Origin of the sequence: Bradyrhizobium denitrificans (genome assembly GCF_013179005.1) — a bacterium.
Taxonomy (GTDB): domain Bacteria; phylum Pseudomonadota; class Alphaproteobacteria; order Rhizobiales; family Xanthobacteraceae; genus Bradyrhizobium; species Bradyrhizobium denitrificans.
In genome coordinates, this window is sequence record NZ_JABFDP010000018.1 from 1 (window position 1) to 24329 (window position 24329).

At 65.9% G+C, this 24329-nt stretch carries 24 protein-coding genes; 16 read left to right on the plus strand and 8 right to left on the minus strand.

Annotation, left to right across the window (positions count from 1 at the left end; all coding sequences use genetic code 11):
• On the plus strand, window positions 1-1835 hold a 1835-nt coding region (locus tag HL671_RS38405; RefSeq protein WP_246705903.1), incomplete at its 5' end, for an OmpA family protein.
• A 242-nt stretch (window positions 1836-2077) separates the two neighbouring features.
• On the opposite strand, the gene argG is transcribed toward HL671_RS38405, so the two are convergent.
• From argG to HL671_RS20435, 5 genes are all read right to left on the minus strand, one after another.
• On the minus strand, window positions 2078-3415 hold the full coding sequence (gene argG, locus HL671_RS20415; protein ID WP_012040591.1) for an argininosuccinate synthase: 1338 nt from the start codon (window positions 3413-3415) through the stop codon (window positions 2078-2080).
• A gap of 92 nt (window positions 3416-3507) precedes the next feature.
• Entirely contained in the window at window positions 3508-4293 is a 786-nt protein-coding gene (locus tag HL671_RS20420) for a phosphatase PAP2 family protein (RefSeq protein WP_172238062.1), read from the minus strand.
• Window positions 4294-4338: 45 nt separating this feature from the next.
• Window positions 4339-4824, minus strand: a complete 486-nt coding sequence (locus HL671_RS20425) for a hypothetical protein (protein ID WP_172238065.1) — start codon at window positions 4822-4824, stop codon at window positions 4339-4341.
• Window positions 4825-4985: 161 nt separating this feature from the next.
• On the minus strand, window positions 4986-6197 hold the full coding sequence (gene rlmN / locus HL671_RS20430; protein WP_172238068.1) for a dual-specificity RNA methyltransferase RlmN: 1212 nt from the start codon (window positions 6195-6197) through the stop codon (window positions 4986-4988).
• Window positions 6198-6313: 116 nt separating this feature from the next.
• Complete coding sequence (locus tag HL671_RS20435; protein ID WP_172238072.1) at window positions 6314-6937, minus strand: invasion associated locus B family protein; 624 nt, start codon at window positions 6935-6937, stop codon at window positions 6314-6316.
• A 337-nt stretch (window positions 6938-7274) separates the two neighbouring features.
• Here HL671_RS20435 and HL671_RS20440 point away from each other — a divergent pair, with 337 nt between their 5' ends.
• The 3 genes from HL671_RS20440 (at window position 7275) to HL671_RS20450 (ending at window position 11109) form a co-directional block, all read left to right on the plus strand.
• On the plus strand, window positions 7275-8249 hold the full coding sequence (locus HL671_RS20440) for an NADPH:quinone oxidoreductase family protein (RefSeq protein WP_172238075.1): 975 nt from the start codon (window positions 7275-7277) through the stop codon (window positions 8247-8249).
• 546 nt (window positions 8250-8795) lie between these two features.
• Window positions 8796-9791 (plus strand): hypothetical protein, encoded by a 996-nt coding sequence (locus tag HL671_RS20445; protein WP_012040597.1) that lies wholly within the window; start codon window positions 8796-8798, stop codon window positions 9789-9791.
• Window positions 9792-9933: 142 nt separating this feature from the next.
• On the plus strand, window positions 9934-11109 hold the full coding sequence (locus tag HL671_RS20450) for a TAXI family TRAP transporter solute-binding subunit (RefSeq protein WP_012040598.1): 1176 nt from the start codon (window positions 9934-9936) through the stop codon (window positions 11107-11109).
• 109 nt (window positions 11110-11218) lie between these two features.
• Here HL671_RS20450 and HL671_RS20455 read toward each other — a convergent pair whose 3' ends face one another.
• The gene (locus tag HL671_RS20455; RefSeq protein ID WP_012040599.1) at window positions 11219-11626 is read right to left on the minus strand and encodes a YkvA family protein; all 408 of its coding nucleotides are present in this window, start codon (window positions 11624-11626) and stop codon (window positions 11219-11221) included.
• A 96-nt stretch (window positions 11627-11722) separates the two neighbouring features.
• Window positions 11723-12022: a 4a-hydroxytetrahydrobiopterin dehydratase gene (locus tag HL671_RS20460; protein ID WP_172238077.1), complete on the minus strand. Its 300-nt coding sequence runs from the start codon at window positions 12020-12022 to the stop codon at window positions 11723-11725.
• 359 nt (window positions 12023-12381) lie between these two features.
• Here HL671_RS20460 and HL671_RS20465 point away from each other — a divergent pair, with 359 nt between their 5' ends.
• Window positions 12382-13728: a TAXI family TRAP transporter solute-binding subunit gene (locus HL671_RS20465; RefSeq protein WP_012040601.1), complete on the plus strand. Its 1347-nt coding sequence runs from the start codon at window positions 12382-12384 to the stop codon at window positions 13726-13728.
• A gap of 148 nt (window positions 13729-13876) precedes the next feature.
• Window positions 13877-15451 carry an alkaline phosphatase D family protein gene (locus HL671_RS20470; RefSeq protein WP_012040602.1) on the plus strand — a complete coding sequence of 525 codons (1575 nt, stop codon included), beginning with the start codon at window positions 13877-13879 and terminating at the stop codon, window positions 15449-15451.
• 46 nt (window positions 15452-15497) lie between these two features.
• Here the strand turns inward: HL671_RS20470 and HL671_RS20475 are convergent, their stop codons facing one another.
• Window positions 15498-15872 carry a response regulator gene (locus HL671_RS20475; protein WP_172238080.1) on the minus strand — a complete coding sequence of 125 codons (375 nt, stop codon included), beginning with the start codon at window positions 15870-15872 and terminating at the stop codon, window positions 15498-15500.
• 163 nt (window positions 15873-16035) lie between these two features.
• On the opposite strand from HL671_RS20475, the gene HL671_RS20480 reads away from it, so the two are divergent.
• From HL671_RS20480 to HL671_RS20525, 10 genes are all read left to right on the plus strand, one after another.
• The gene (locus HL671_RS20480; RefSeq protein WP_172238292.1) at window positions 16036-16797 is read left to right on the plus strand and encodes a Crp/Fnr family transcriptional regulator; all 762 of its coding nucleotides are present in this window, start codon (window positions 16036-16038) and stop codon (window positions 16795-16797) included.
• A gap of 81 nt (window positions 16798-16878) precedes the next feature.
• Entirely contained in the window at window positions 16879-17598 is a 720-nt protein-coding gene (locus HL671_RS20485) for a prolipoprotein diacylglyceryl transferase (protein WP_172238083.1), read from the plus strand.
• Window positions 17579-18994, plus strand: a complete 1416-nt coding sequence (locus tag HL671_RS20490; protein WP_172238086.1) for a radical SAM protein — start codon at window positions 17579-17581, stop codon at window positions 18992-18994. Before HL671_RS20485 ends, HL671_RS20490 begins: the two co-directional genes overlap by 20 nt.
• Window positions 18991-19245, plus strand: a complete 255-nt coding sequence (locus tag HL671_RS20495; protein WP_172238089.1) for a hypothetical protein — start codon at window positions 18991-18993, stop codon at window positions 19243-19245. Before HL671_RS20490 ends, HL671_RS20495 begins: the two co-directional genes overlap by 4 nt.
• A 48-nt stretch (window positions 19246-19293) precedes the next feature.
• A complete protein-coding gene (locus HL671_RS20500; protein WP_012040608.1) occupies window positions 19294-19542 on the plus strand; it encodes a hypothetical protein in 249 nt (82 codons plus the stop codon).
• 54 nt (window positions 19543-19596) lie between these two features.
• Window positions 19597-19770, plus strand: coding sequence for a hypothetical protein (locus HL671_RS20505; RefSeq protein ID WP_172238092.1), 174 nt, complete (start codon window positions 19597-19599; stop codon window positions 19768-19770).
• Window positions 19763-20032: a hypothetical protein gene (locus HL671_RS20510; RefSeq protein WP_246579406.1), complete on the plus strand. Its 270-nt coding sequence runs from the start codon at window positions 19763-19765 to the stop codon at window positions 20030-20032. The genes HL671_RS20505 and HL671_RS20510 overlap by 8 nt, the downstream gene beginning before the upstream one ends.
• Before the next feature lie 10 nt (window positions 20033-20042).
• A complete protein-coding gene (locus tag HL671_RS20515; RefSeq protein ID WP_246705905.1) occupies window positions 20043-20804 on the plus strand; it encodes a hypothetical protein in 762 nt (253 codons plus the stop codon).
• Between the two features lie 232 nt (window positions 20805-21036).
• Window positions 21037-22863: a translational GTPase TypA gene (gene typA / locus HL671_RS20520; RefSeq protein WP_172238095.1), complete on the plus strand. Its 1827-nt coding sequence runs from the start codon at window positions 21037-21039 to the stop codon at window positions 22861-22863.
• A gap of 212 nt (window positions 22864-23075) precedes the next feature.
• Window positions 23076-24323 carry a flavin monoamine oxidase family protein gene (locus HL671_RS20525; RefSeq protein WP_172238098.1) on the plus strand — a complete coding sequence of 416 codons (1248 nt, stop codon included), beginning with the start codon at window positions 23076-23078 and terminating at the stop codon, window positions 24321-24323.
• Window positions 24324-24329: the final 6 nt, after the last annotated feature.

Below are 24329 nucleotides of genomic sequence, written 5' to 3' on the forward strand. Positions count from 1 at the left end.
AGCCGCCCCATGCGGCGCCGCCGCCTTCACGGGCCGAGCCGCCTGCGCCTCCGCCGTCGCGTCCCGCGCCGCCGGTCGCGGCTCCGCCGGTGCACACCCCGCCGCCTCCCGCACCTCCCCCGGCTTCGCCGCATGAGCCGGCACGCCCGGCGACTCCGCCTGCGCCTCCGCCGGCGGCTGCTCCCGTGCGTCCAACGCCGCCCACGCCACCCGCGGCCACGCCCGCCCCGCCGCCTCCGTCGAGTTCGGCACCGAACCAGCGGCCGGGAACGCCGCCGTCACCCGTGACACCGCCACCTTCGCCTCCAGCGGCGGGGAACGCGCCACCGCCTGCGCACACGCCACCGCCGTCCGCGGCGCCGTCTCCGCAGCCGACGCCGGCGCCGACTCCTCCAGGTGGCCCCGGGCAGCGGCCCCCGATACAGCCAGGTGCCGGCGCTCCGCCGCCCGGTGCTCCCCAGGGGGCACCCCCGCCGCGCGGCGCGCCGACGCCGCCCGCCGGAACCGTCGCACCCGGGCCCGGAACGCCGCCTTCACCGGCGACGCCTCCGGCTGCACAGACGCCGCCCCCGAATGCGCAGCCCGGCACGCCGTCGCCCGGCCCACGTCCCGGCACGCCACCGACGCCACCGCCGGCGGCAGGACCGGGTCCTGCTGCGGGACCCGGCGCCGCTGGTCCGGGTCCCGGCACGGCCGCTCCTGGACCCGGCGGACCGGCAGCGACGCCGGCGCCTGGACCGGGACCTGGTCCCGGAGCCGGTGCGCAGGGTGCGGTGCCGCCCGCTGGACCGCCGGCGATGACCAATCGGCCGCCGCCGCAGGTGGCAGCTCCGATTCCCGCGCCGCCACCACCGTCACCCCAGCAGCTCACGCCGATTGCGCCTGGCGCACCCTTGGTGGGACCGCAGCGCCTCGAGGACTTCCGCGGTCAGCGCCGCGAGGTCCAGGAAGGTGGTCGCACCCTGATCTATGAGCCCGGCCGCGTCATCGTGCGCGATCCGGGCGGGCAGGAGTTCGTGCGTCATGACGAGCTCGAGCGCTTCCGCTACGGCGCCCGCGACATCCGCGTGATGCGGGAGGACCGCGGCGAGACCCGCACCGTGGTGATCCGCCCGGACGGCAGCCAGATCGTGACAATCACCGCGCCCGACGGCCGGCTGCTGCGCCGTATCCGCCGCGACATCGGCGGCCGCGAGATCATCATCATCGACAACACCTACCGCGATCCCCAGGCGGTCGGCGGCTTCTATGTGGATCTGCCGCCGCCGGAGATCCGCATCCCCTACAACCGCTACATCGTCGACGCCGAGGAGGCGCCGCCGGATGTCATCTACGACACGTTGGTCGCGCCGCCCGTGGAGCGCGTCCAGCGCCGCTACTCGCTCGATGAAGTCCGCTACTCGCCGTCGGTGCGACAGCTGATGCCGTCGATCGATCTCAACACGATCACCTTCGAGACGGGATCGTGGGAGATCGGCCCTGATCAAGTGGCGAAGCTTCAGGTCATCGCCGACGGCCTCAACCAGGCAATCCAGCGCAACCCGCGCGAGGTCTTCCTGATCGAGGGCCATACCGATGCGGTCGGCAACGAGACCGACAATCTGTCGCTCTCGGACCGCCGTGCCGAATCGGTCGCGACCTTGCTGACCCAGCAATTCGGCGTTCCCGCCGAGAACCTGACGTCACAGGGTTATGGCGAGCAGTACCTCAAGGAGCAGACGCAGGGACCGAGCCGCATCAACCGCCGCGTCACGGTCCGCCGCATCACGCCGCTGCTGAATGGCGGCCAGGCCGCGCTGCCGCCGCCGCCCCCGGGCATCGCGCCGCCGCGCTGAGGCGCCGCGACCGAGGCAAAAATGAAAATGGCCGGGAGCGATCCCGGCCATTTTTGTTGGTGGCAATCCGTTTGGTGGTGTTCTGTGTCGTCGCCGCGAGGCGGGGACCCACGCTCACCGGATCAAGTTTTGCGCCGGCTGGAGCTACGACCGTCTGTTACGAGATCTGCAGGTGGTTACGGGTCCCTGCGTTCTCAGGGACACCGGTGAATGTCGTGCGCGTCTCAGCCAGCAGCTTTTGCTCAGCCCTTGTCGTGGCCGAGCTGGAAGATCTGCGCGCCTTCCGACCCCGTCAACAGGCCGGTCTCCGAATAGAGCTTCAGCTTGGTGCGGGTGTCGGTGATGTCGAGATTGCGCATCGTCAGCTGGCCGATGCGGTCGGCGGGCGTGAAGGCGGCATCCTCGACCTTTTCCATGCTCAGCCGCTCCGGCTGATAGGTCAGGTTCGGGCTCTCGGTGTTGAGCAGCGAATAGTCGTTGCCGCGGCGCAGCTCCAGGGTTACCTCGCCGGTGATGGCGCTGGCCACCCAGCGCTGCGCGGTCTCGCGCAGCATCAGCGCCTGCGAGTCGAACCAGCGGCCCTGATAGAGCAGGCGTCCGAGACGCAGGCCGTTGATGCGATACTGCTCGATCGTATCCTCGTTATGGATGCCGGTCAGCAGCCGCTCATAGGCGATGTGCAAGAGCGCCATGCCCGGCGCCTCGTAGATGCCGCGGCTCTTGGCCTCGATGATGCGGTTTTCGATCTGGTCGCACATGCCGAGACCGTGGCGGCCGCCGATCGCATTGGCCTCCAGGAACAGCGCTACAGGATCGGTGAAGGTCTGGCCATTCAGCGCCACCGGCTGGCCTTCCTCGAAGCGCACCACGACGGTCTCGGGCTTGACGACGCAGTCCTCGCGCCAGAACGGCACGCCCATGATCGGGTTGACGATCCGGATGCCGCTATTGAGGTTCTCGAGGTCCTTGGCTTCGTGGGTGGCGCCGAGCAGATTGCTGTCGGTCGAATACGCCTTCTCGGCGCTCATCTTGTAGTCGAAGCCGTTGGCGGTGAGGAACGCCGACATCTCGGCGCGGCCGCCGAGCTCGTCGATGAACTGCTGGTCGAGCCAAGGCTTGTAGATCTTGAGGTTCGGATTGGTGAGCAGGCCGTAGCGGTAGAACCGCTCGATGTCGTTGCCCTTGTAGGTCGAGCCGTCGCCCCAGATGTTGACGCCGTCCTCCTTCATCGCGGCGACCAGCATGGTGCCGGTCACGGCGCGGCCGAGCGGTGTCGTGTTGAAATAGGTCGCGCCGCCGGTCGAGATGTGGAAGGCGCCGGACTGGATCGCGGCGATACCCTCATGCACCAGCTGGGTGCGGCAATCGACCAGCCGCGCCTTCTCGGCGCCGAAGCTCATCGCCTTGCGCGGGATCTCGTCATAATCCGATTCGTCGGGCTGGCCGAGATTGGCGGTGTAGGCGAAGCAGCGCGCGCCCTTCTGCTTCATCCAGAGCAATGCTGCGCTGGTGTCGAGCCCGCCGGAGAAGGCAATGCCGACTTTCTCGCCCTTGGGCAGGCCCTTCAGGATCGTGGTCATGTGGAGTTCAACCGGGTGGTGGTGACGGTTTCGTTGCGAAATTCGGCGGCGAATAACAGATTTCGTCGCCTTGGGCACGCGATTAATCGCGCTCAGGCCGCGGGGTTGGCCCCCGCGGTCCGGCGGCGGGAGCGAAACAGCCGGCGCATCAGCCGGAAGCCCGGCCAGGCGAACCGCGTCAATGCGGCATCGATGCCGGCGTCGGTCAGGCGTGTCGACGGCCAGCGGTAGATGTAGCCATGCGTCAGCCAGATCACGAGGAAGGTGACGAGACCGGCGGCGGCGACGTCGGTGAAGAAGTGGCCGCCGAACGCCATGCGCAGCACGGAGGTGGCGAGGCCGAACAGCACGGCGGCGCCGTAAGCGATCGGCCGGACCGCGGGTGGCGTCAGCGCGGCCGGGGCCAGCGTCCAGAACGCTGTGGCGCCCTCGCCGGAGAAGAACGAGCAGTTGCGGCCGCAGCCGCCGCGCGGATCCCACCACGGTACGAACTGCATGTCGCCGCCGAACTCCGTGACGACGACCGGCCGCGGTCGGCCCCAATAGGATTTGAACGCGAGGTTGGTGATAACGATCGCTGACAGCGACAGGGTCAGCAGCAGGAATGCAACGGTGCGGCCCTTGATGAGCAGCGGCCGGTCGGGCCGGATCAGCTTGGCCACCAGCGCGACGAGCGAGGGCAAGGCGAGGCCCCAGGCGACCCACATTGCCGCGTCCCGCGCGAAAGCGGCGTAGCCGTCCAGCTTCAAGGGGAAGCTGCGCGTGTGCGGATCATAGAACAGCGCCGCCAGCTTGAGGTCGAGCTCAGGGTAGACGCCGAACAGCACGCCGATGACGAGCGCGAGCGACAATGCGATGAAGAGGCCGGTGCGGTTCATGGCGCGCGGTTTAGCGAAAGCGCGTGGCCTTGGAAAGACCGGCCATCACCGCGGCGATCCCGACGGCAGCGGCGGCGGTGACGGAAACGCGGGCGGCGGCTCGCGCCAGCGGCCGGCATTGCGTCCCGCGATCAGCCAGTAGACGAGGCCGCCGAGGATACCGGCTCCGCTCAGGATTTCGAACTGACGGTGGTCGATGCTGTCGAAGCGAAACGTCTCCGGATCGAACGGAATCAAGCCGAGATAACAGGCCGCGCCGACCAGACCGCCGCCGATCGCATAAGCGAGTACGCTGCGGATCGACAACGCCTCGGTGATGAGGGCGATCAGCATCGCCGGGATCAAGGCGAAGCCGGATACGAAGATGAAGCCGAAGCCGATGACGATCTGGAACGCGCTCTGGTCGATCGGGGCGATGCCGAGATCTGATCGTTCGGGGAACAGGATGGCGGTCACGACGACCAGTCCCGCGACAAAGCACGCGACCAGGAACGCGAACGCGATCACGACGAGCCGGCCGATCAGCGCCATCGCATGACACCCATGTTGGTCAATCGCGGCCCCGCTTTCTCCACTTGTCATGGCCGGACCTGACCCGGCCATCCATCTCACAGTCGTTGGCAGACGTGATGGATGCCCGGGTCAAGCCCGTGCATGACGATGCTGCTTGCCGATAGAGGCGAGAATCACGACTAATCCGTCATCGCCATCGCGCGCAGCGCCTGGCGCTCGCGCGCCGACAGCTTCTCGGTCTCCGACTTCAGCTGGCCGCAGGCGGCGAGGATGTCGCGGCCGCGCGGCGTGCGCACCGGCGAGGAGTAGCCGGCGTTGAAGACGTATTCCGAGAATTTCTCGATCTGCTCCCAATCCGAACATTCATAGGCAGAGCCCGGCCAGGGATTGAACGGGATCAGGTTGATCTTGGCTGGAATGCCCTTGAGCAGCTTGACCAGCAGCCTGGCATCGTCGAGCGAATCGTTGACGCCCTTGAGCATCACATATTCGAAGGTGATGCGGCGGGCATTCGAGGCGCCTGGATAGTCGCGGCAGGCCTGCAGCAGCTCGGCAATCGGATATTTGCGGTTGAGCGGGACCAGCTCGTTGCGCAGCTCGTCGCGCACCGCATGCAGCGAGATCGCGAGCATCACGCCGATTTCCTCGCCGGCGCGCTTGATGTTCGGCACCACGCCCGACGTCGACAGCGTGATGCGGCGGCGGGAGATGCCGATGCCTTCATTGTCGGACACGATCAGCAGCGCATCGCGCACCGCGTCGAAATTGTACAGCGGCTCGCCCATCCCCATCATGACGATATTGGTGATCAGGCGATTGCCGTGCGGCGTCTCGCGATCCGCCCAATCGTTGAGCCGGTCGCGCGCCACCATGACCTGGCCGACGATCTCGCCCGCGGTGAGATTGCGCACCAGCCGCTGCGTGCCGGTATGGCAGAAGGCGCAGTTCAGCGTGCAGCCGACCTGGGAGGAGACGCACAAGGTGCCGCGGTCGGTCTCCGGAATGTAGACGCATTCGACCTCATGCGCCTTCTGCAGATCGTCGCCGCTCGGCAGCCGCAGCAGCCATTTGCGGGTGCCGTCATTGGAGATCTGCTCGGCCACCACCTCGGGGCGGTCGACCGTGAAGCGCTCGGCCAGCGCGGTGCGCGTATCCTTCGACACCGAGCTCATCTCGTCGAACGATCTGGCGCCGCGGAAGTAGATCCAGTGCCACAGCTGCTGCACCCGCATCTTCTGCTGCCGCTCGGGAACGCCGACGTCGCCGAGCCGGGCCGCCAGCTCCGCGCGCGACAACCCGATCAGCGACGGCTTCGCCGGCGGCACGTAGGTTTCGAGCGGGGTCTTTTCGAGGGGCGCGGCGGGTTCGCGCAGCCCGGCAGTCCTTGCCATGTCCAGGGGCCCAAAATGCTGCCCGGCCGCTGCGGCCGAAGGCTTTCGTGGCCTTATATAACGATCCGGCCGGCAAATGCGACCGGCAAGACAGGGCGGTAAAGGTGTGACCTGACCTAGCGGCGGCAGTCCTGGGCGATGCGATCGAGCGCCTGGGCCAGGCCCTTCAGCGAGAACACGTCGGTGGTCTCGGTCCCCTTGGCCGACACGCCCTTGACCACGGCCTCGGGGGCCTTGCGCATCGCATCCACCATGCGCTCTTCCTCGGCCGCATTCTTGATCCAGAGCCCGTCACCCTGGGTGTACATGGCATAAGAGGCACCGCCGACGTCCAGCGTTGCCTCGGAGCCTGGCTTCAGCGCGTAGCCGATCATGATCGAGACCTCGTTGATCACCTTTTCGGCCGGCCGGGTCGAGACGAAGGCATAGGCTGGATCGCGCGGTCGATTGGCCGGATTGGTTTTCGACGAGGCGGGCTTGGCAAGGGCAAAGCAGACCTTCTTGCCACCCGGCGCGGCCGTATAGGCGCCCCATCCGCCGAACTGGCCGATCAGCGTCGGTTCCACGCCGCCAATGTTCGGGACCGTCGGTTTCGCCTCGGTCTTGGGCGAGGCTTTCGGCTGTGGCGCCGCAGCCTTGGCTCCGGCCTTGGGTGCTGCCGTCTGGGCCGAAGCCAGGGACGGCCCGCCGAGCACGAGTACGCCGGCCGCCAGCACTGTCGACAATCGCAATAAAAACATGATGAAGCTAAGTTCCCCTGCGATTTCGTTCGACCAATAATGTGACTGCATAATGGCCCGGAATCGCCGACCGGCTGCGGCGAGGGATAGCGGCTAAACGCATCGTTTGCAAAGCCGGATCGATGGCCGCGCGCGTCGGTCGCGCAGCAAGCTCGCGATCATCGTCACAGCGGGTGATCGTGGCTTCGACGCTCATCGGAGCGTCTTTGTTCCGAGTGGCGGTATTTGTCGCTGCTCGTCGTGTGATGCCCACGTCATGGCGATTGTCGCGGGGGTGCAAATCCGGCATGACGTTCCAAAAGCCGGGCCCGGCCCGGACAACAGCCAAGGAGCGCCCATGAAAGCCATTCTCTGTTCGCAATTCTGTCAGCCCGATGATCTCGTCCTCGCGGACCTGCCGGATCCGGTGGCTGGCCCCGGGGAGGCCGTGATTGCGATCAAGGCTGCGGCGCTGAACTTCTTCGACATCCTGATGATCCAGGGCAAGTACCAGATGAAGCCGCCGTTCCCGTTCTCTCCGGGCGCGGAGGTCGCGGGTGTCATCGAGAGCGTCGGCGAAGGCGTGACCGATCTGAAGGCCGGCGACCGTGTGGTGGCGTCCTGCGGACATAACGGTGCCCGCCAGAAGATCGCGCTGCCCGCCGCCGCGATCGTCAAGATCCCCGACAATCTCGATTTCGACCGCGCCGCCGGCATCATCATCATCTACGGAACGGCGCTGCATGCGCTGGAGGATCGCGCCAGCCCCAAGCCCGGCGAGACGCTCGCGGTGCTCGGCGCTGCAGGGGGCACTGGTCTTGCGGCCTGTGAGCTCGGCAAGCTGATGGGGCTGAAGGTCATCGCCTGCGCGTCGTCAGACGAGAAGCTCGAATTCGCGCGGCAGCATGGCGCGACGCTGACCTTGAACTACGCCAAGGAAGATCTGAAGGAAGGCCTGCGCCGCCTGACCGATGGCAAGGGCGCCGACATCATCTTCGATCCGGTCGGCGGGACTTACGCCGAAGCGGCGTTGCGTTCGATCGCCTGGGAAGGCCGCTTCCTCGTGATCGGCTTTGCCGCCGGTGACATTCCGAAGATGCCGCTCAACCTCGCGCTGTTGAAGGGCTGCGACATCCGCGGCGTGTTCTGGGGCGCATGGACACGGCTCAATCCGGAAAAGAACCGCGCCAATCTCGAGAAGCTCGTGCAGTGGACGGCGGAAGGCAAGCTGTCGTCGCATGTCGATCGGACCTTCCCACTGGCGCAGACGGCCGATGCCCTCAAGGTCCTCGCCGGGCGGCAGGCCATGGGCAAGGTGATCCTGCATCCGTGACGCCGTGAGAATCGCCTGCCCTGGTTGAGGGGCGTGCGTTGTCATGCGCGGTCAAAAAGCGCCGGCCCTGTGGCCGGCGCGCTGCATTTCGGACCTAATTTGATACGTCCTGATCGCTCGCTGGCCATCGTGGGCGATCAACGAACTTCGGTGCGGAATGATCGTCCTGCAGCAATCTTCTGATACCAACCAGAGCCGGCTACGCCACATCTGCCGCCAGACGGCTGCAACCTGGTGACGAAAAACTAAAAACGAGCGTGTTTTGGTTAATGCAACCAAGGCAAATTGTGGCACGGTAAATTCGGGTGATTAGTCGTTGTTGCCTCTTGATTATCACACGTTGCGCGGGGCAATAATCCGATCAGCTCGCCACAATGAGATCATAATTTACCCAGAATCACGCCAGCTCTTGTCCACTTTTAGTCGGATTCAATTAGTCAATTAGTTGGTGGCAGTGGGGTGCCTCTAACAATCGTAACGGTCTCGAGCTTCTGACGAGCTTGAGACCGCACGTGTGTTGCGTGACGTGAGATGGGGAAGAAGGCCATGGCTGAGCGGACGACCCGCGGACGTTTCGAGGACAGGAACCAACCTGAATCTGGATTTGGTCCTTTTCCTGACGATCCGCCGCCTGAGCGCAATCGGACCTATCGTTTCGGCAGGTCGGCCCAGGATAATTATCCGGCCGACGAGTCGATGCCGATGTTCCTCTCCGAATATGAGAGCGGCCATCCCATCGAGAGCACGCAGTTCGAGGAGCAGTGGCCGGCGCGGGCGCGCCGCACGTCGATCTCGTCGCGCATTCTGTTGGCGGTTCTTGCCGCGGCCGGCGTCGCCATGCTGTTCGCGCTGGTGACGTCGGATGCGACCCGCGACCTCATCGCCACCGCCAAGGCTTCGATCATCGGCAGCACCCCTGATCCCACCGCGCCTCCTCAGCCCAGCGGCACCCAGCTGACCGCCCGTGATATGCAGCTGAATGAGCCGGCCCGGCTGCCGCCGGAAGTATCCGCCGCGGCCTCCCCGGTGCAGACAGCGGCCGTCGCGCCGAGCCGGGACGATATCGCCAACGCGTATCAGACTGCGCTGCAGAATCGCGTCGTCACTCAGCCTGCGCCTGCTGCACCCAACGCCGCTGCCGCGCCGGCCGGGCCCTCGGCCATGGCGCCGTCCTCCATCACGTCCCCCGGTGCCGGAGCTGCGATCGTGGCGCCGGGTCTTGGCGCGGTGACGGCGGCTCCTCCGCCGGTGCAGACGCGGCGGCTGGAGCCGGATGAGCTGGCCGGCATCATGAAGCGCGCCAAGGGGCTGCTCGCGGCAGGCGACATTCCGTCCGCCCGCCTGCTGCTCGAGCGTGCCGCCGAAGCACAGGAGCCGGCGGCGGCACTGATGCTGGCGCAGACCTATGATCCGCATGTGCTCGGAACGAAGGACATCCGCAACATCAATGCCGATCCGACGGCCGCCCGCAATTGGTATCGCAGGGCCGCCCAGCTCGGCTCCTCCGAAGCGCAAAGGCGCCTCGACCAGCTGCAGAATTGAGCGCACATGGCGGCCGTTGCCGCCGTGTTTGGTTTTTTGCTTTCAGACATGATCTTCGAACCAATCCTCGGCGCCCGCTTTGACACGGTGCCGTCCGCGTTCCGGTGAGCGATCATGTGCCCGACTTGATGAAGGGGGATACATGCGACGTCTTTTTGGAGCGGCCGTTGCCGCCATCGTCCTCGCGCTCGGTTTTTCTGCCCATGCCGAGGAGAGCGAATTCGATCCCGCCAAGGTCAGCGACAGCCTGAAGGCGATCTTCCAGTTCGGCTCGGTGCAGACCAAGCAGGCGTTGAACGCCAACACGGTGACGCTGATCACCGGCACGATCGGCGGCACCTATGTGCAGTTCGGCGCCGACCTCGCCTCCCTGCTGGATGACGGCAACAATCTGCGCGTTCTGCCGATCGTCGGTCGCGGCTCGGTACAGAGCGTGGCCGACATCCTGTTCCTGCAGGGTGTCGACCTCGGCGTCGTCCGCGCCGACACGCTGGACTATCTGGAGCGCAAGGGCTTCGCCAAGGACATCAAGAAGCAGTTCACCTACGTCACCAAGCTCTACAATGAGGAGATGCAGGTGATCGCGCCGCGTGCGGTGCGCAATCTGCGTGACCTCGAAGGCCGCCGTGTCAGCGTCGACCTGCCCAATGGCGGCACCTTCGTGACCGCGCTGACCGTGTTCGAACGGCTCGGCCTGCGGGCGAACTTCCTCTATATCGAGCAGCGCATCGCGATGGAGAAGCTGAAGCGCGGCGAGCTCGACGCCGTCATCGTCGTCGGCGGCAAGCCCTACAAATCGGTCAGCAACTTCGTGAATGACGGCCGCTTCCATCTCGTCAATGTGGATTACGACCGGCCGCTGCAGAACGACTATCTCCCGGCGACCTTGACCGCGAAGGACTATCCGAACCTGATCGCCGAGGGCGAAAAGGTGGATACGATCGCAGTGCCGGCGGTGCTCGCGGCCTATAATTGGGCGCCGAACACCGATCGTTATCGCAAGCTCGCGACCTTCGTCGATGCGTTCTTCACCAAGTTTCCGGCGTTCCAGAATCCGCCCTTCCATCCGAAGTGGAAGGAAGTCTCGCTCTCGGCGCCGCTCGCGGGCTGGCAGCGTCTTCCCTCGGCGAGCAAATGGCTCGAGAGCCACGCGATGGAAGGCGCCCAGCGCGATCGCTTCGACGACTTTCTGAAGCAGAGCAACGCCGGCAAGAACCTCCAGAGCGACGCCGAGCGGGAAGCCCTGTTCAAGCAGTATCAGGCCTGGGAGGCCGAAAAGACCGGCAGCGCCCGCGCCCAGGCTCGGGGACAGCGCTGAGCGGCTGATCTCGGCTCAGTCCTGAAGCAAATGAAAAGCCCCGCCGCATAGCGGGGCTTTTTGTTCAGCAGTCCAGACGATGACCGTGGCCATCCAAGGCCAGCCGGCATCAACCGGCGTCAGCTTCTGCATCCGGATCATGCTTCGCAGCGAGCCGCGCAAGTGCATCGCGCGCGGCAGCGCGATGGTCCGGTGTGATGTGCGAGGCCACCATGCGGATGGCCGTGGCGAGCACGGCCGCGTCATCGGTGAAGCCGAGAACAGGCATCACGTCGGGCAGAAAATCGAACGGCAGGATGAAATAGGCGATGGCGCCGAGCAGCGCGGCCTGGACGTGCCGCGGCGTCTCCTTGTCGAAGGCGCAGTAATACGCGGCAAGCAGATCCTCGGCGAAGGGCAGCCGGGCAACGACCTGCTTGAACTTGACCCAGAACCGCCGGCGCACAGTGTCGCGGTCCTGCGCCAGCCGGTCGGCAGGCTCGAAACCCACGCTGTAGTCGGTCGTATCCGACGCCATGTGTCATCTCCAGGTTCCGGATGGCGCCATGGAGCGCGATCCCCGGCACATGTGGGGATGGCCAATGCTGCCGCAAGTCGCCGGGGCGGACCGGATTCAGGCCATCGACGCGGCGATCGCATCCATGGCTTCGGCGAGCTCGACATCGAGCAGGGTCACGCCTCCGGCATCATGCGTCGAGAGCACGACGTCGACCGTGCGGTAGACGTTGCGCCATTCGGGGTGGTGATCGCGCTTCTCGGCGATGAGCGCGACCCGCGTCATGAAGCCGAACGCTTCGTTGAAGTCCCGGAACGTGAAGCTGCGGGTGATCGCGTCGCGGCCGTCCAGCTCGGACCAGCCGGAAAGTCGTCGCAGCGCGTCGCGCCGTGCCTCAGCCGATAATCGTTCCACCATGTCAACCTCCCATTCACCTCGTGGATGGCCCGCGCCCTTGTGCCGCACCCGGACCTTTACGGGACCGTAGTCTGCAGCCGTCCCGATGATTGCGCCACATCGCCCAAAAGACAGCTCTCACCCGGCCAATCTCGCCGGGTCATGGAACTGCCCCGATGATCGGGCCACTTCGGCTCCGGTAACCATGACGCAGATGTCACCCTGGGCGGACAAGAAATTTGCTACAGTCTACCTTTAGAGAAGAACGAGGGCAGGCGGCGCTGCGCGTGGCGCCGCTTCCGAGCCGTCGGATGACCGGAGGACCGGACCTGGTAGACCCACAGACCACGCCAGCGCAGCGCTCGCAAATGCGCCCTGCCGTGTTCATCGTCATCGCCGGGATCCTCGCGATCGTCGGCGCGCTGGCGGGTGCCTACTATTTCGCGATGCGGCCGGTAACCTTGAAGATCGCGGTGGGTCCCCCGAACAGTGACGACCTCAAGGTCGTTCAAGCCCTGACCCAAGCCTTCTCGCAATCGCATGCCGCGGTGCGGCTTCGTCCCGTGCCGACCGAAGGCGCGGCCGAGAGCGCGCAGGCGCTCGCTGCCGCCAAGGTCGATCTCGCGATCGTGCGCGGCGACCTCGAAGTGCCGAAGAATGCCCAGGCCGTCGCGACCTTGCGCAAGAACGTCGCCGTGCTTTGGGTGCCGCCTGTGGCCAAGGGCAAGGGACGCAAGAGCGGCGCCAAGATCACCAAGATCTCGCAATTGCCCGGGCACAAGGTCGGCATCATCGGGCGGACCCCGGCAAATGTGAACCTGCTGAAGATCGTCCTGCATCAATACGGCGTCGATGCCAGCAAGGTCGACATCGTACAATTTCCGATTTCGGAGGCGGCCGAGGCGGTGCGCAACCAGAAGGCGGATGTCTATCTCGCGGCCGGACCGATCAACAGCAAGATCACCGCGGATGCCATCGCCGCCGCGACCAAGGATGGTGGCGTGCCGACCTTCCTGGCGATCGACTCCGCCGAGGCGATTGCGCAGAACCATCCGGAATACGAAGCGACCGAAATCCCGGCGGGCGCCTTCGGCGGCTCGCCGGACCGGCCGGAGGACGAAGTCAAGACCATCAGCTTCAATCACCACATCGTGGCGCGGAAGGGCCTGTCGGATTCGACGGTGTCGACATTCGCCCGCCAATTGTTTTCGGTGCGGCAGCAGCTGATGTCGGAGTTCCCGCTGGCCGCCAAGATCGAGACCCCCGACACCGACAAGGACGCCGCGATTCCCGCCCATCCCGGTGCCGCGGCATTCGTCGACGGTGAGGAGAAGACCTTCCTGGACCGCTACAGCGACTATATCTGGTGGGGGCTGATGACACTTTCGGCGATGGGCTCGGCGGGCGCCTGGTTCGCCGGCTATCTCAAGCGGGACGAACGTACGATCAACAGCTCGCTGCGCGACCGGTTGCTGGAGATGATCACGATCGCACGCAAGAGCGATTCGACCGAGGAGCTCGATCAGCTGCAAGGTGAGGCCGACGAGATCCTGCGCAATACGCTGACCTGCTTCGAGGATGGCGCGATCGAGCATGCCGCTCTCACTGCGTTCAACATTGCGCTGGAGCAGTTCCACAACGCGGTCGCCGATCGCAAGCTGATCCTGATGAGCATGCCCGCCAATCTGCAGCGCACCGGCGCGCAATTGCGCGCCGCCGGCACCTGAGCCCGCCCGTTCCCCAACGGTCCTCGCCTGTGAACGGTATCCCGATGTGCTCGGCATGGCCGTGTTATTCCAGCGTCACCAATCTTTTCTAGGCCTGCCGTGGTGGTGGCGGCGCCGATTGCACGCGCCATCCAAGCAGGAGATTCGCATGACCATTCACCTTTCGCGCCCGCAGCTGTCCAGGCTGTCCCGCCGCCGATTCCTCTCGACGGCAGCTGCCGCCGGCGTCACGACGCTGTCGATGCCCTATCTGAGCCGCGCCGCCGACCGGCCGCAGATCACGCATGGTGTCCAGTCCGGCGACGTCAGCATGGATGGCGGCGTGGTCTGGGCCCGTGCCGACCGCCCGTCGCAAATGCTGGTCGAGGTCGCGACGACAGAGTCGTTCAAGAACGCGCGCAGCCTGCCGCCGATCGCGGCGCTGCCCGAAAGCGATTTCACCGCCAAGATGCTGCTGGAGAACCTCCCGAGCGGCCAGGACATCTTCTACCGCGTCAAATTCCGCGACCTCTCGCACAGCGCCGTCGAGAGCGAGGCGGTGGTCGGGCGCTTCCGCACCGCGCCCGGCAACAAGCGCGACGTCTCGTTCGTCTGGGGCGGCGACGTGGCAGGACAAGGATGGGGCATCAATCCCGACGATGGCGGCATGTTCACCTTCGCCACCATGAAGAAGCACCGGCCCGACTTCTTCCTCCATTCCGGCGACACGATCTATGCCGACGGTCCGATCAAGTCCGAGGTCAAGCTGCCGGACAACAAGGTCTGGAAAAACCTGACGGTGGAAGAGAAGGCCAAGGTCGCCGAGACGCTCGACGAATTCCGGGCGGCTCATAAGTATAACTTCCTCGACGAGAACGTCCGCGCCTTCAATGCCGAGGTGCCGATCTTCGTGCAGTGGGACGATCACGAGGTGACCAACAACTGGTCGGCCTCCAAGGAGCTGCCGGCGGCCTACAAGGAGCGCAACATCCAGCTGCTCGCCGCGCGCGCGGCCCGCGCCTTCCACGAGATGTATCCGATGCGCGAGAGCATCGCCGAGCCTGGCCGGGTCTATCGCACCATCAATTACGGCCCGCATCTCGACGTCTTCGTGCTCGACGAGCGCAGCTATCGCGGCGCCAACGGCCCGAACCTCGAGGACAAATATGGCCCGTCGTCCTATTTCATCGGGCCCGAGCAGATGCGCTGGCTGAAGCAGGCGCTGCTGAACTCGCGCGCGACCTGGAAGGTGATCGCCTCCGACATGCCGCTCAGCCTGATCGTCTATGACGACGCGGCCAACAAGAAGGGCTCTGAGGCGATTGCGCAGGGCGACGGTCCGGCGCGCGGGCGCGAGCTGGAGATCGCCGAGATCCTGCGCTTCATCAAGACCGCGCCGATCCAGAACACGGTGTGGCTGACGGCGGACGTGCACTACGCCGCCGCGCATTACTATGATCCGAACAAGGCGCAGTTCCAGGACTTCGAGCCGTTCTGGGAGTTTGTCTCGGGCCCGCTGCATGCCGGCACGTTCGGCCCGAACGAGCTCGACAACACTTTCGGCCCCGAGGTGCGCTTCATCAAGGCGCCGGGTCTCGACAAGCAGAACCTGCCGCCGTCAGCCGGCATGCAGTTCTTCGGGCACGTCAAGATCGAGGGCGAGACCGGGCAGATGACCGTGACCCTGCGCGATCGCGCCGACGTCGCGCTGTGGTCGACGACCCTCGACCCGAAGCTCGGCTGAGCTGGCGGCCGCACTCGAAACACGCAGCAAAGTGCTGCGGCGGCAGCTAAGCCTGCCGCCGCAGCACCGCCTCCAGCGCTTCGGTCGGACACGGTTTCGGCAGCCGCGGCCGGTCGGCGAACGCCGCCGGCACGCGGTCGGCGCCGTAGCCGGTCGAGAATGCGAAGGGAATGCCGAGCGTTGTCAGCCGCTCGGCAATCGCGAAGCTCTTTTCGCGCACGAGGCCGACATCGAGCAGCGCGAATTGCGGTGCGCGCTCCTCGATCATGGCGAGAGCGCTGGCGACATTGGCCGCAACTCTGATGACGGTAATGCCAAGATCCGTAATCGTGTCTTCGAGGCCGAGCGCAATGATCGGGTCGTCTTCGACGACCAGCACGTCCTGATAGTGCTCGGGCACGCTGGACTGCGAGCTTGTCATGATCTGCGGGGTTCCGGGTGAAGGCCCCGCTGCCCGGCGCCTCCTTGTAAGCGCGCCGGCGGGTTCCTGGAACCGAAGGCAGCATATCAGAGTTCCTGTGTCGGTGCACTTGTGAACACAAGGGGCGGGGATCACGCACATGCGTATGGCGCGGGGAACGATGATGCTGAACCAAGGTGTGACGACGCTGTCGCGAGAGCGGCCCTACAACAATCTGCTGCGACGCTTGAGCCCGGCCGATTACGCGCTGATCGCGCCACATCTGGTCGAGGACGAAGCGGCGCCGAATGATCTGCTCTACCGTCCCGGCGACGACGTTCAGATCGTGCATTTCCCATGCGGGCCGGCGCTCACGTCCTATCTGGTGGCGAACGAGGACGGTCGCGACGTCGAAACCATCCTGGTGGGACGCGAGGGCGCAGTGGGCGGCATCGTCAGTGAAGGCTTCCTGCCTGCCTACACGCGCATCGTCGTCAAGTTCGGCGGTCCCTTTGCGCGGCTGCCGCTGTCGCGACTCGCCGCCGCCAAGCTGCAATCGAAGACGCTGCGCAACGTGTTCGCCCGCTATGCCGATTGCATGCTGGCGCAGGTGTTTCAGTCGACCGCCTGCAACGCCATCCATTCGATCGAGCAGCGCACGGCGAAGTGGATCGTCGCGGCGATGGACCGCACGGATGGCGAGCCGATTGTGCCGCTGACCCATGAGCAACTGGCGACCTTGCTCGGTGTCGGCCGCAGCTATGTCAGCCGTGTCGTCCAGACCTTCCGCGCCGAAGGCATTCTGGACACGCGGCGCGGCGCCTTCATGGTGCGTGACTTTGACGCCCTGAAACAGCGCTCCTGCCTGTGCAACGAGGCCGTGAAAACCCATTTCGAGGAGGTTCTCCGCGGCGTCTATCCGACCGAGCAGGCCGCGACGGGCTGATCCGATCCCAGCATTGCCTTAGCCTGCTGGAACTTGTCATAGTCCGGATGCAACCGGATTTGGGAAGTCCTCAGGGCAGGCATGGACGGCGCCGTTCTCCACGCGATCTTCGACGTCGCTGCCTGGCTCAGCGCGGCGGCCGCCGGCTGGTGGCTCGCGCGCTTTGGCGGCGTGAGCTTTCCCAGGCAGTCGACCGAATGGCCCTATATCGCCGCGCTCGTATTCGGCGCCGGGCTCGGCGCGTATCTGTTCGGCACGCTGAACCTGTGGCTCTCCGGCATGGCCGGGCTGGCGCGCTCGGTCGAGGGCGCGCTCGCCGGCGGCATTATCGCGGTCGAACTCTACAAATGGCGCCACGGCATCACCTTGCGCACCGGGGCGCGCTTTGCGCTGCCGCTCGCGGTCGGGGTCGCCGTCGGGCGGATCGGCTGCTTTGCGGCCGGGCTCGACGATTTCACCTACGGCACGCCGACGGCTCTGCCCTGGGGCCATGATTTCGGCGACGGCATCCAGCGCCATCCGGTGCAGCTCTATGAGAGTCTCGCGATGGCCAGCTTTGCCGCCGCCTATATCGTCGCGGTGATCAGGCGGAATGCGGCGGTGATCACCAGCGGCTTCTATCTCGCGCTTCTGGTCTACGGCCTGCAGCGCTTCGTCTGGGAATTCCTCAAGCCATACGGGCCGGTCGTCGGCCCCTTCACCTTGTTTCACCTGCTGTCGCTCGCCATTGCGGCCTACGCTTTGGCGATGCTGGCAACCGCGCCGCAATCGAAGGTCACGCATGAACGCGCCGCTGCGTAAGTCACGCCCCTATGTGTTCTGGGGACAGACCCAATCCCTGTGCGAGACCTGCCTCGCGCTGGTGCCGACCAAGATCCAGATCCAGGACAACGAGGTCTGGTACGAGAAGCGCTGCAAGGCGCACGGCGTGCAGTCGACGCTGGTCTCCGATGACGCCGCCTATTGGCGGCGCTGCAAGGCGTTCATCAAGCCGGGCGATACGCCGCTCAGTTTCCAGCGCCGCACCGAATATGGCTGCCCCTATGATTGCGGCCTGTGCCCGGACCACGAGCAGCATTCCTGCCTGGCGCTGATCGAGATCACCGATCACTGCAACCTGACCTGCCCGGTGTGTTTCGCCGAATCCTCGCCGCAGCGCTCGCATTTCACGCCGCTCGCCACGATCGAGCGGATGCTGGACGCGCTGGTGAAAAGCGAGGGCGAGCCGGACTTGGTGCAGATCTCCGGCGGCGAGCCGACCTTGCATCCTGATTTCTTCGACATCCTCGCCGCCGTGCGCGCGCGGCCGATCCGTCACGTCATGATCAACACCAACGGCCTGCGCATCGCGCGCGAGCCGGACTTCGTCGCGAAGCTCGCGGAGACCAAGCGTGGGCTCGAGGTCTATCTGCAGTTCGACTCGCTGTCGCGCGCCGGTCTCACGAACATTCGCGGCGCCGATTTGCGCCGCATCCGCCAGCAGGCGCTGGAGAACCTCGAACATCAGGGCATCTCGACCACGCTGGTCGCGACCATCAAGCGCGGGGTCAATGACGACGAGATCGTCGACATCGTGCGTCATGCCTTGGAATGGCGCTGCGTGCGCGGCGTCACCTTGCAGCCGGTGCAGGACGCCGGCCGCAATGCCGACTTCGACAAGGACACCGATCGCATCATGCTGTCGGAGATCCGCCGCCGCGTCGTCGAGACCGGCGTGTTCGGCGAGCAGGACATGATCCCGCTGCCCTGCAATCCCGAGAGCATCTCGATCGGTTATGGCCTGCGCAACGGCACAACCGTGCTGCCCCTCACCGCGATGGTGCCGCAGGAGGAGCTGCTGTCGGTGATGCCGAACACGATCAGTCCGGAAAAATATCCGGTGCTGCGTGACAAATTCGTCGAGCTGTTCTCGCTGTCGTCGGGGCCGCTCAATACCAGCGAGCGCGTCGCCGAATTCCTCTGCTGTTTGCCATCCGTGCAGGTGCCCGACAATCTCGGCTACGAGCACGTCTTCCGCGTCACCATCGTGCAGTTTCTCGACCGCTTCAATTTCTGCGTCGGCAACGTCAAACGCTCCTGCATCCATTTCGTCACCGAGCGCGGCGAGATCATCCCGTTCGACACCTACAATCTGTTCTATCGCAACGGCGCCATCGACGGCATCCGAGCCCGGCTGGCGAAGGGTGAACAGGCGTGAGCGAGCCGGAGAAAAAGAGTCCGCCCCCGCCTGCATCCGAGCAGCCGCGTGAGCTGCGCAGCGGCTGCCTGACGGCGGTCCTGTTCGTGGTTGGCGTCATCCTGCTGCTGCCGGGCGCCTGCGCCGTGGTCTTCGGTTATCTCGGCTTGCAGGAGAAGAACTGGCCAGCGGAGTTGACGGCGTGGGTCGTCGCCGGCCTGGCGGTCGGCGCGGGCGGCATTTTGCTGATCATAACGGCGTGGCGGCGGTGAGCGCACGCATGGTGTTCTTTGCAGTCCGTCTCATGATTTCGCGCAGCCATGATTGATCGACCGATCCTTCCCCCCGAACTTCCGCCTCAGCAGGCGCGCTCCGGCTGTCTGACGGCGCTCGCGGTCATTGCCGGCCTCATCCTGCTGTTTCCCATGGCTTGCGTCCTGGTCATCTTTCCCAACCAGATCACGCGCAACGACCTCGTCGATCCGATCGGACTGCTGTTCGTCGGCGCGGCCATCGCCGGCGTCGTGTTGATCATCCTGGCGGTCAGGCGCGGGCGGAGCCGTTCATGACGCCGCAGGAGCAGCCCGGACCGCCTGTGGCGCGGGGTCGTCCTGTCGATCCTGATGCTGCTCGTCGGACTGGTGCTGTTCGCGCCGGGCTTGCTATGCTTCGTGATGGAGTTGCGTGAGCCGAGTCCCGAAAATGTCATCAAGGGTCTCCTGTTCTGGGCAGCCGCGATCGGCCTGCTGCTCGTCTTCTTCGGCATTCGACGAATGATTCCGCGCCGCCATGGATGATGATCCGTTCAACCGCCGTCCGCCGCTGTCGCCCTTCCTGGAGGACGTGCGTCGGGCGCAAGAGCCTGCCGGCCTGGTGGCGACGCTGGGGGCGATCCTCGGCGGGCTCGCCTTGATGTTTCCGTTCGGCTGCGTGATGGCGCTGATGCGCCGCGAGTGGAACGAGTTCGGCGGCTTGCTCGGCCCCGGCGCGATCCTGGCCGGCATGGCCGTTACGGGACTCGTGATGATTGTGCTGGCGGTGCACCGCCGCTGGGGCTGAGGCCGGTCACATGACCTCGCCGGAACGTCCTGAATCGCAAGCCGATCGTGCCATGCCGCCGCTGCCGAAGGAGCGCTGGAAGGGACCGCCCGAGGGCATTCCGGACGAAGACCGGCCGCGCGGCAAAGGCTGCCTGAATCCGTTGATCATGGTCTGCAGCCTGGCGCTGATCGCGTGGGGGCTGTACGCGGCGATCTACTTCGCCTTCTTCGTTCGCTGGCACATGGGCGGGTACTTCGGCTTCTTCCTCGAGGGCTTGGCCGCGTCGATCGTCGGCGCCGTGCTGATGCTGTCTGCGCACCACCGATTGCGCCCCACGACCCCTGGCCGCCCGGAGGCCGCGAGCGGCTGTCTGCCGAGCGTCATGCTGATTGCCGGTGTCGTGCTGCTGCTGCCGGGGGCCTGTTCGATGCTGTTCGGGCTGAGCGCCATGGGCTCGATCACGCATATCGGCGATCCCAGCCCGCTGCTGACGGGCTTCACCCTGGGCGCTGTCGGCGTTGCCGCGCTGTGGTGGGTCGCCGCACGGCCCGCCGGTCTCGCCGGCCCGCTGATGGCGACCGGGATCGTGCTGGTGATTCCCGGCCTCTTTCTCGCCGTCTACGGCTTCAGCCGGCTGTATTGGATCAACCAGATGCCGTCCGTGCTGCTCCCGGTCGGGCTGCCTGCCCGCCGGGGTGATCGGGATCCTCTACGTCCGGGCGGCCCGGCAGCGCTGGCTGGCCGAAGCGTCAGCCGATCCGCCGGCCGAGTCACCCGGACCCGCTTCTGATTCCTGAAAGCAGTCATTGTTTTTTGGCGTTTTTCGCCTATATTGCGCCGCAACGCGTGAGGTCTGCCCGGTCCATTGGCCGGGTTTCCTATTTGGGGCTGCCGGTCCCTGCCGCCGAACGAGTTTCGCGAGCGCGCGTCGCAAAGCTAACAGCTTGATTCGACTATAACAAAGCGCGCGCCCCGCCGGGGACAGAGCACGGGCTCTTGAGAAAGCTTAGAAGACACCAACCATGAATCTTCGCAACATCGCCATCATCGCCCACGTCGACCACGGCAAGACCACGCTCGTCGACCGCCTCCTGCAGCAATCAGGTACCTTCCGCGAGAACCAGAAGGTCGCCGAGCGTGCCATGGACTCCAACGATCTGGAGCGCGAGCGCGGCATCACCATCCTGGCCAAGGCCGCCTCGGTGCAGTGGAAGGACACCCGCATCAACATCGTCGACACCCCCGGCCACGCCGATTTCGGCGGCGAGGTCGAGCGCATCCTGAACATGGTGGATGGCGCGCTGGTGCTGGTCGACGCCGCCGAGGGCCCGCTGCCGCAGACCAAGTTCGTGGTCTCCAAGGCGCTCAAGGTCGGCCTCAAGCCGATCGTGGTCATCAACAAGGTCGACCGTCCCGACGCCCGCCCGACCGAGGTCATCAACGAGGTGTTCGACCTGTTCGCCGCGCTCGACGCCAGCGAGGAGCAGCTCGACTTTCCGATCCTGTACGGCTCGGCCAAGCAGGGCTGGATGGCCGACAGCCCGGAAGGTCCGCAGGACCGTGGCATGGAGCCCTTGTTCGAGCTGGTGCTGCGCCACGTCCCGCCGCCGAAGACCGAGGAGGGGCCGTTCCGCATGATCGGCACCATCATCGAGGCCAATCCCTATCTCGGCCGCATCATCACCGGCCGCATCACCTCCGGCACGCTCAAGCCGAACCAGCAGGTCAAGGTGCTGGCCGCCGATGGCAAGATGATCGAGCAGGGGCGTATTACGAAGATCTTGGCGTTCCGCGGCCTCGAGCGCACGCCGCTCGATGACGCCGAGGCCGGCGACATCGTCGCCATCGCGGGCCTGACCAAGGGCACCGTCGCCGACACCTTCTGCGATCCCTCGGTGGAGACGCCGCTGCCGGCGCAGCCGATCGATCCGCCGACCGTGTCGATGTCCTTCATCGTCAACAACTCGCCGCTGGCCGGCACCGAGGGCGACAAGGTCACCAGCCGCATGATCCGCGACCGCCTGCTGCGCGAGGCCGAGGGCAACGTCGCCCTGCGTGTCCGCGAGGCCGAGGACAAGGACGCGATGGAAGTGTCCGGCCGCGGCGAATTGCAGCTCGCGATCCTGATCGAGACCATGCGCCGCGAGGGCTTCGAGCTGTCGGTGTCGCGTCCGCGCGTCGTGTTCCAGAAGGATCCGGCGACCGGCCAGACCCTGGAGCCGATCGAGGAGGTCGTGATCGACGTCGACGAGGAGCATTCCGGCGTCGTCGTGCAGAAGATGAGCGAACGCCGCGCCGAGTTGATCGAGATGAAGCCATCCGGCGGCAACCGCCAGCGCCTGGTGTTCTACGCACCGACCCGCGGCCTGATCGGCTATCAGGGCGAACTGCTGACCGACACCCGCGGCACCGCGATCATGAACCGCCTGTTCCACAACTACGCGCCCTACAAGGGCGAGATCCAGGGCCGCCGCAACGGCGTCCTGATCTCCAACGACCAGGGCGAGGCGGTGGCCTACGCCATGTTCAAGCTGGAAGACCGCGGCCCGATGATGATCGAGCCGGGCTGGAAGGTCTATCGCGGCATGATCGTCGGCGAGCACACCCGCGACAATGATCTCGAGATCAACGTTCTGAAGGGCAAGCAGCTCACCAACATCCGCACGACGTCGAAGGACGAAGCGGTACGCCTGACCCCGCCGATCAAGATGACGCTTGAAAAGGCGCTGGCCTATATCGAGGACGACGAGCTCGTCGAGGTCACGCCGAAGTCGATCCGCCTGCGCAAGAAGCATCTCGATCCCAACGAGCGCAAGCGCGCCGAGAAGCAGAAGGAGGCGGTGGCGTAAGACGGCCACGGCCTTCACACCTCGCGGGCGTTGCGAGAGGCAGCGCCTCCACACACTCCGCCGTCATGCCCCGCGGAGGCGGGGCATCCAGTACGCCGCGGCCCGTCGGGGTCACATAACCGTCTCGGCGGACTGGATCACCTGCTTTCCGGGTGATGACACCGCCTTGTGCGGCGATTTGACTGCCCACGCCAACGAGGTGGATTCGCCTCATGAGCAGCCTCCCATCGTCGATCGACATTGCCATCATCGGGGCCGGCGCGGCCGGCCTCGGTGCGGCGCATGCGCTGCAGGGCAGGGGCGTCTCCTGCATCGTGCTGGAGGCCCGCGACCGCATCGGCGGACGGGCCCACACCATCATGGCCTCGCCTGACGTCACCTTCGACCTCGGCTGCGGCTGGTTGCATTCCGCGGACCGCAACGCGTTCGTGGCGATCGCCGAGCAGCTTTCCTTCACCATCGACAAGTCCCGTCCGCCGTGGCGCGACCAGGCCTATGAGGCCGCGTTCCCGCGCGAAGAGCGCGCGGAGTTCATCGGCGCGCTGGAGGCGTTCTTCACCCGCACGGCGGAAGCCGCCGCGCGCGGCCACGATGCCCCCGCGAGCGACTATCTCGAGCCGGGCAATCGCTGGAACGGCATGATCGATGCGATCTGCACCTATCTGAACGGCTGCGAGCTGGAGCAGATGTCGCTGCTCGACTTCGAGGCGTATGCGGACACCGAGGTGAACTGGCGCATCCGCCGCGGCTATGGAGCCCTCGTCGCCGCCTACGGCGCCGGCCTGCCGATCGCGCTGAACTGCAACGTGACCCTGATCGATCATGGCGACACGCGCATCCGCCTCACGACCTCGCAGGGCACCCTGACCGCCGACAAGGTCATCGTCACGGTGCCGACCAATCTCATCGCCGACGAGGCGATCCGCTTCAGGCCACCGCTACCCGCGAAGGTCGAAGCGGCTGCCGGCCTGCCGCTCGGCCTCGATAACAAGGTGACGCTGGCACTCGACGGCTGGGAGCACCTGCCGAAAGATTCCGGCATGCGGGGCCGCAGCCACACCGCGCGCGTCGGCAGCTTCCAGCTGCGCCCGTTCGGTCAGCCCTGCATCGAGGGTTTCTACGGCGGCAGCTTCGCCCGTGAGATCGAGGCAGCCGGCGCGGGCGCGCTGGCGGCGCAGGCGATCGACGACGTCGTGGCGCTGCTCGGCCATGACATCCGCAAGAGCCTCAAGCCGCTCGCCGAGTCGCGCTGGGGCGCCGACCCGTTCGCGCGCGGCGCCTATTCGCACGCGCTGCCCGGCCATGCCGGCAAGCGCGCGGTGCTGGCGGCCCCGGTCGACGATCGCCTGTTCTTTGCCGGCGAGGCCACGCCGCCGGATTTCTTCTCCACCGCCCATGGCGCCCGCGACAGCGGTGAGCGCGCCGCGCGAGAGGCGCTCGCATCGCTGGGGAAGCGCTAGCCTATC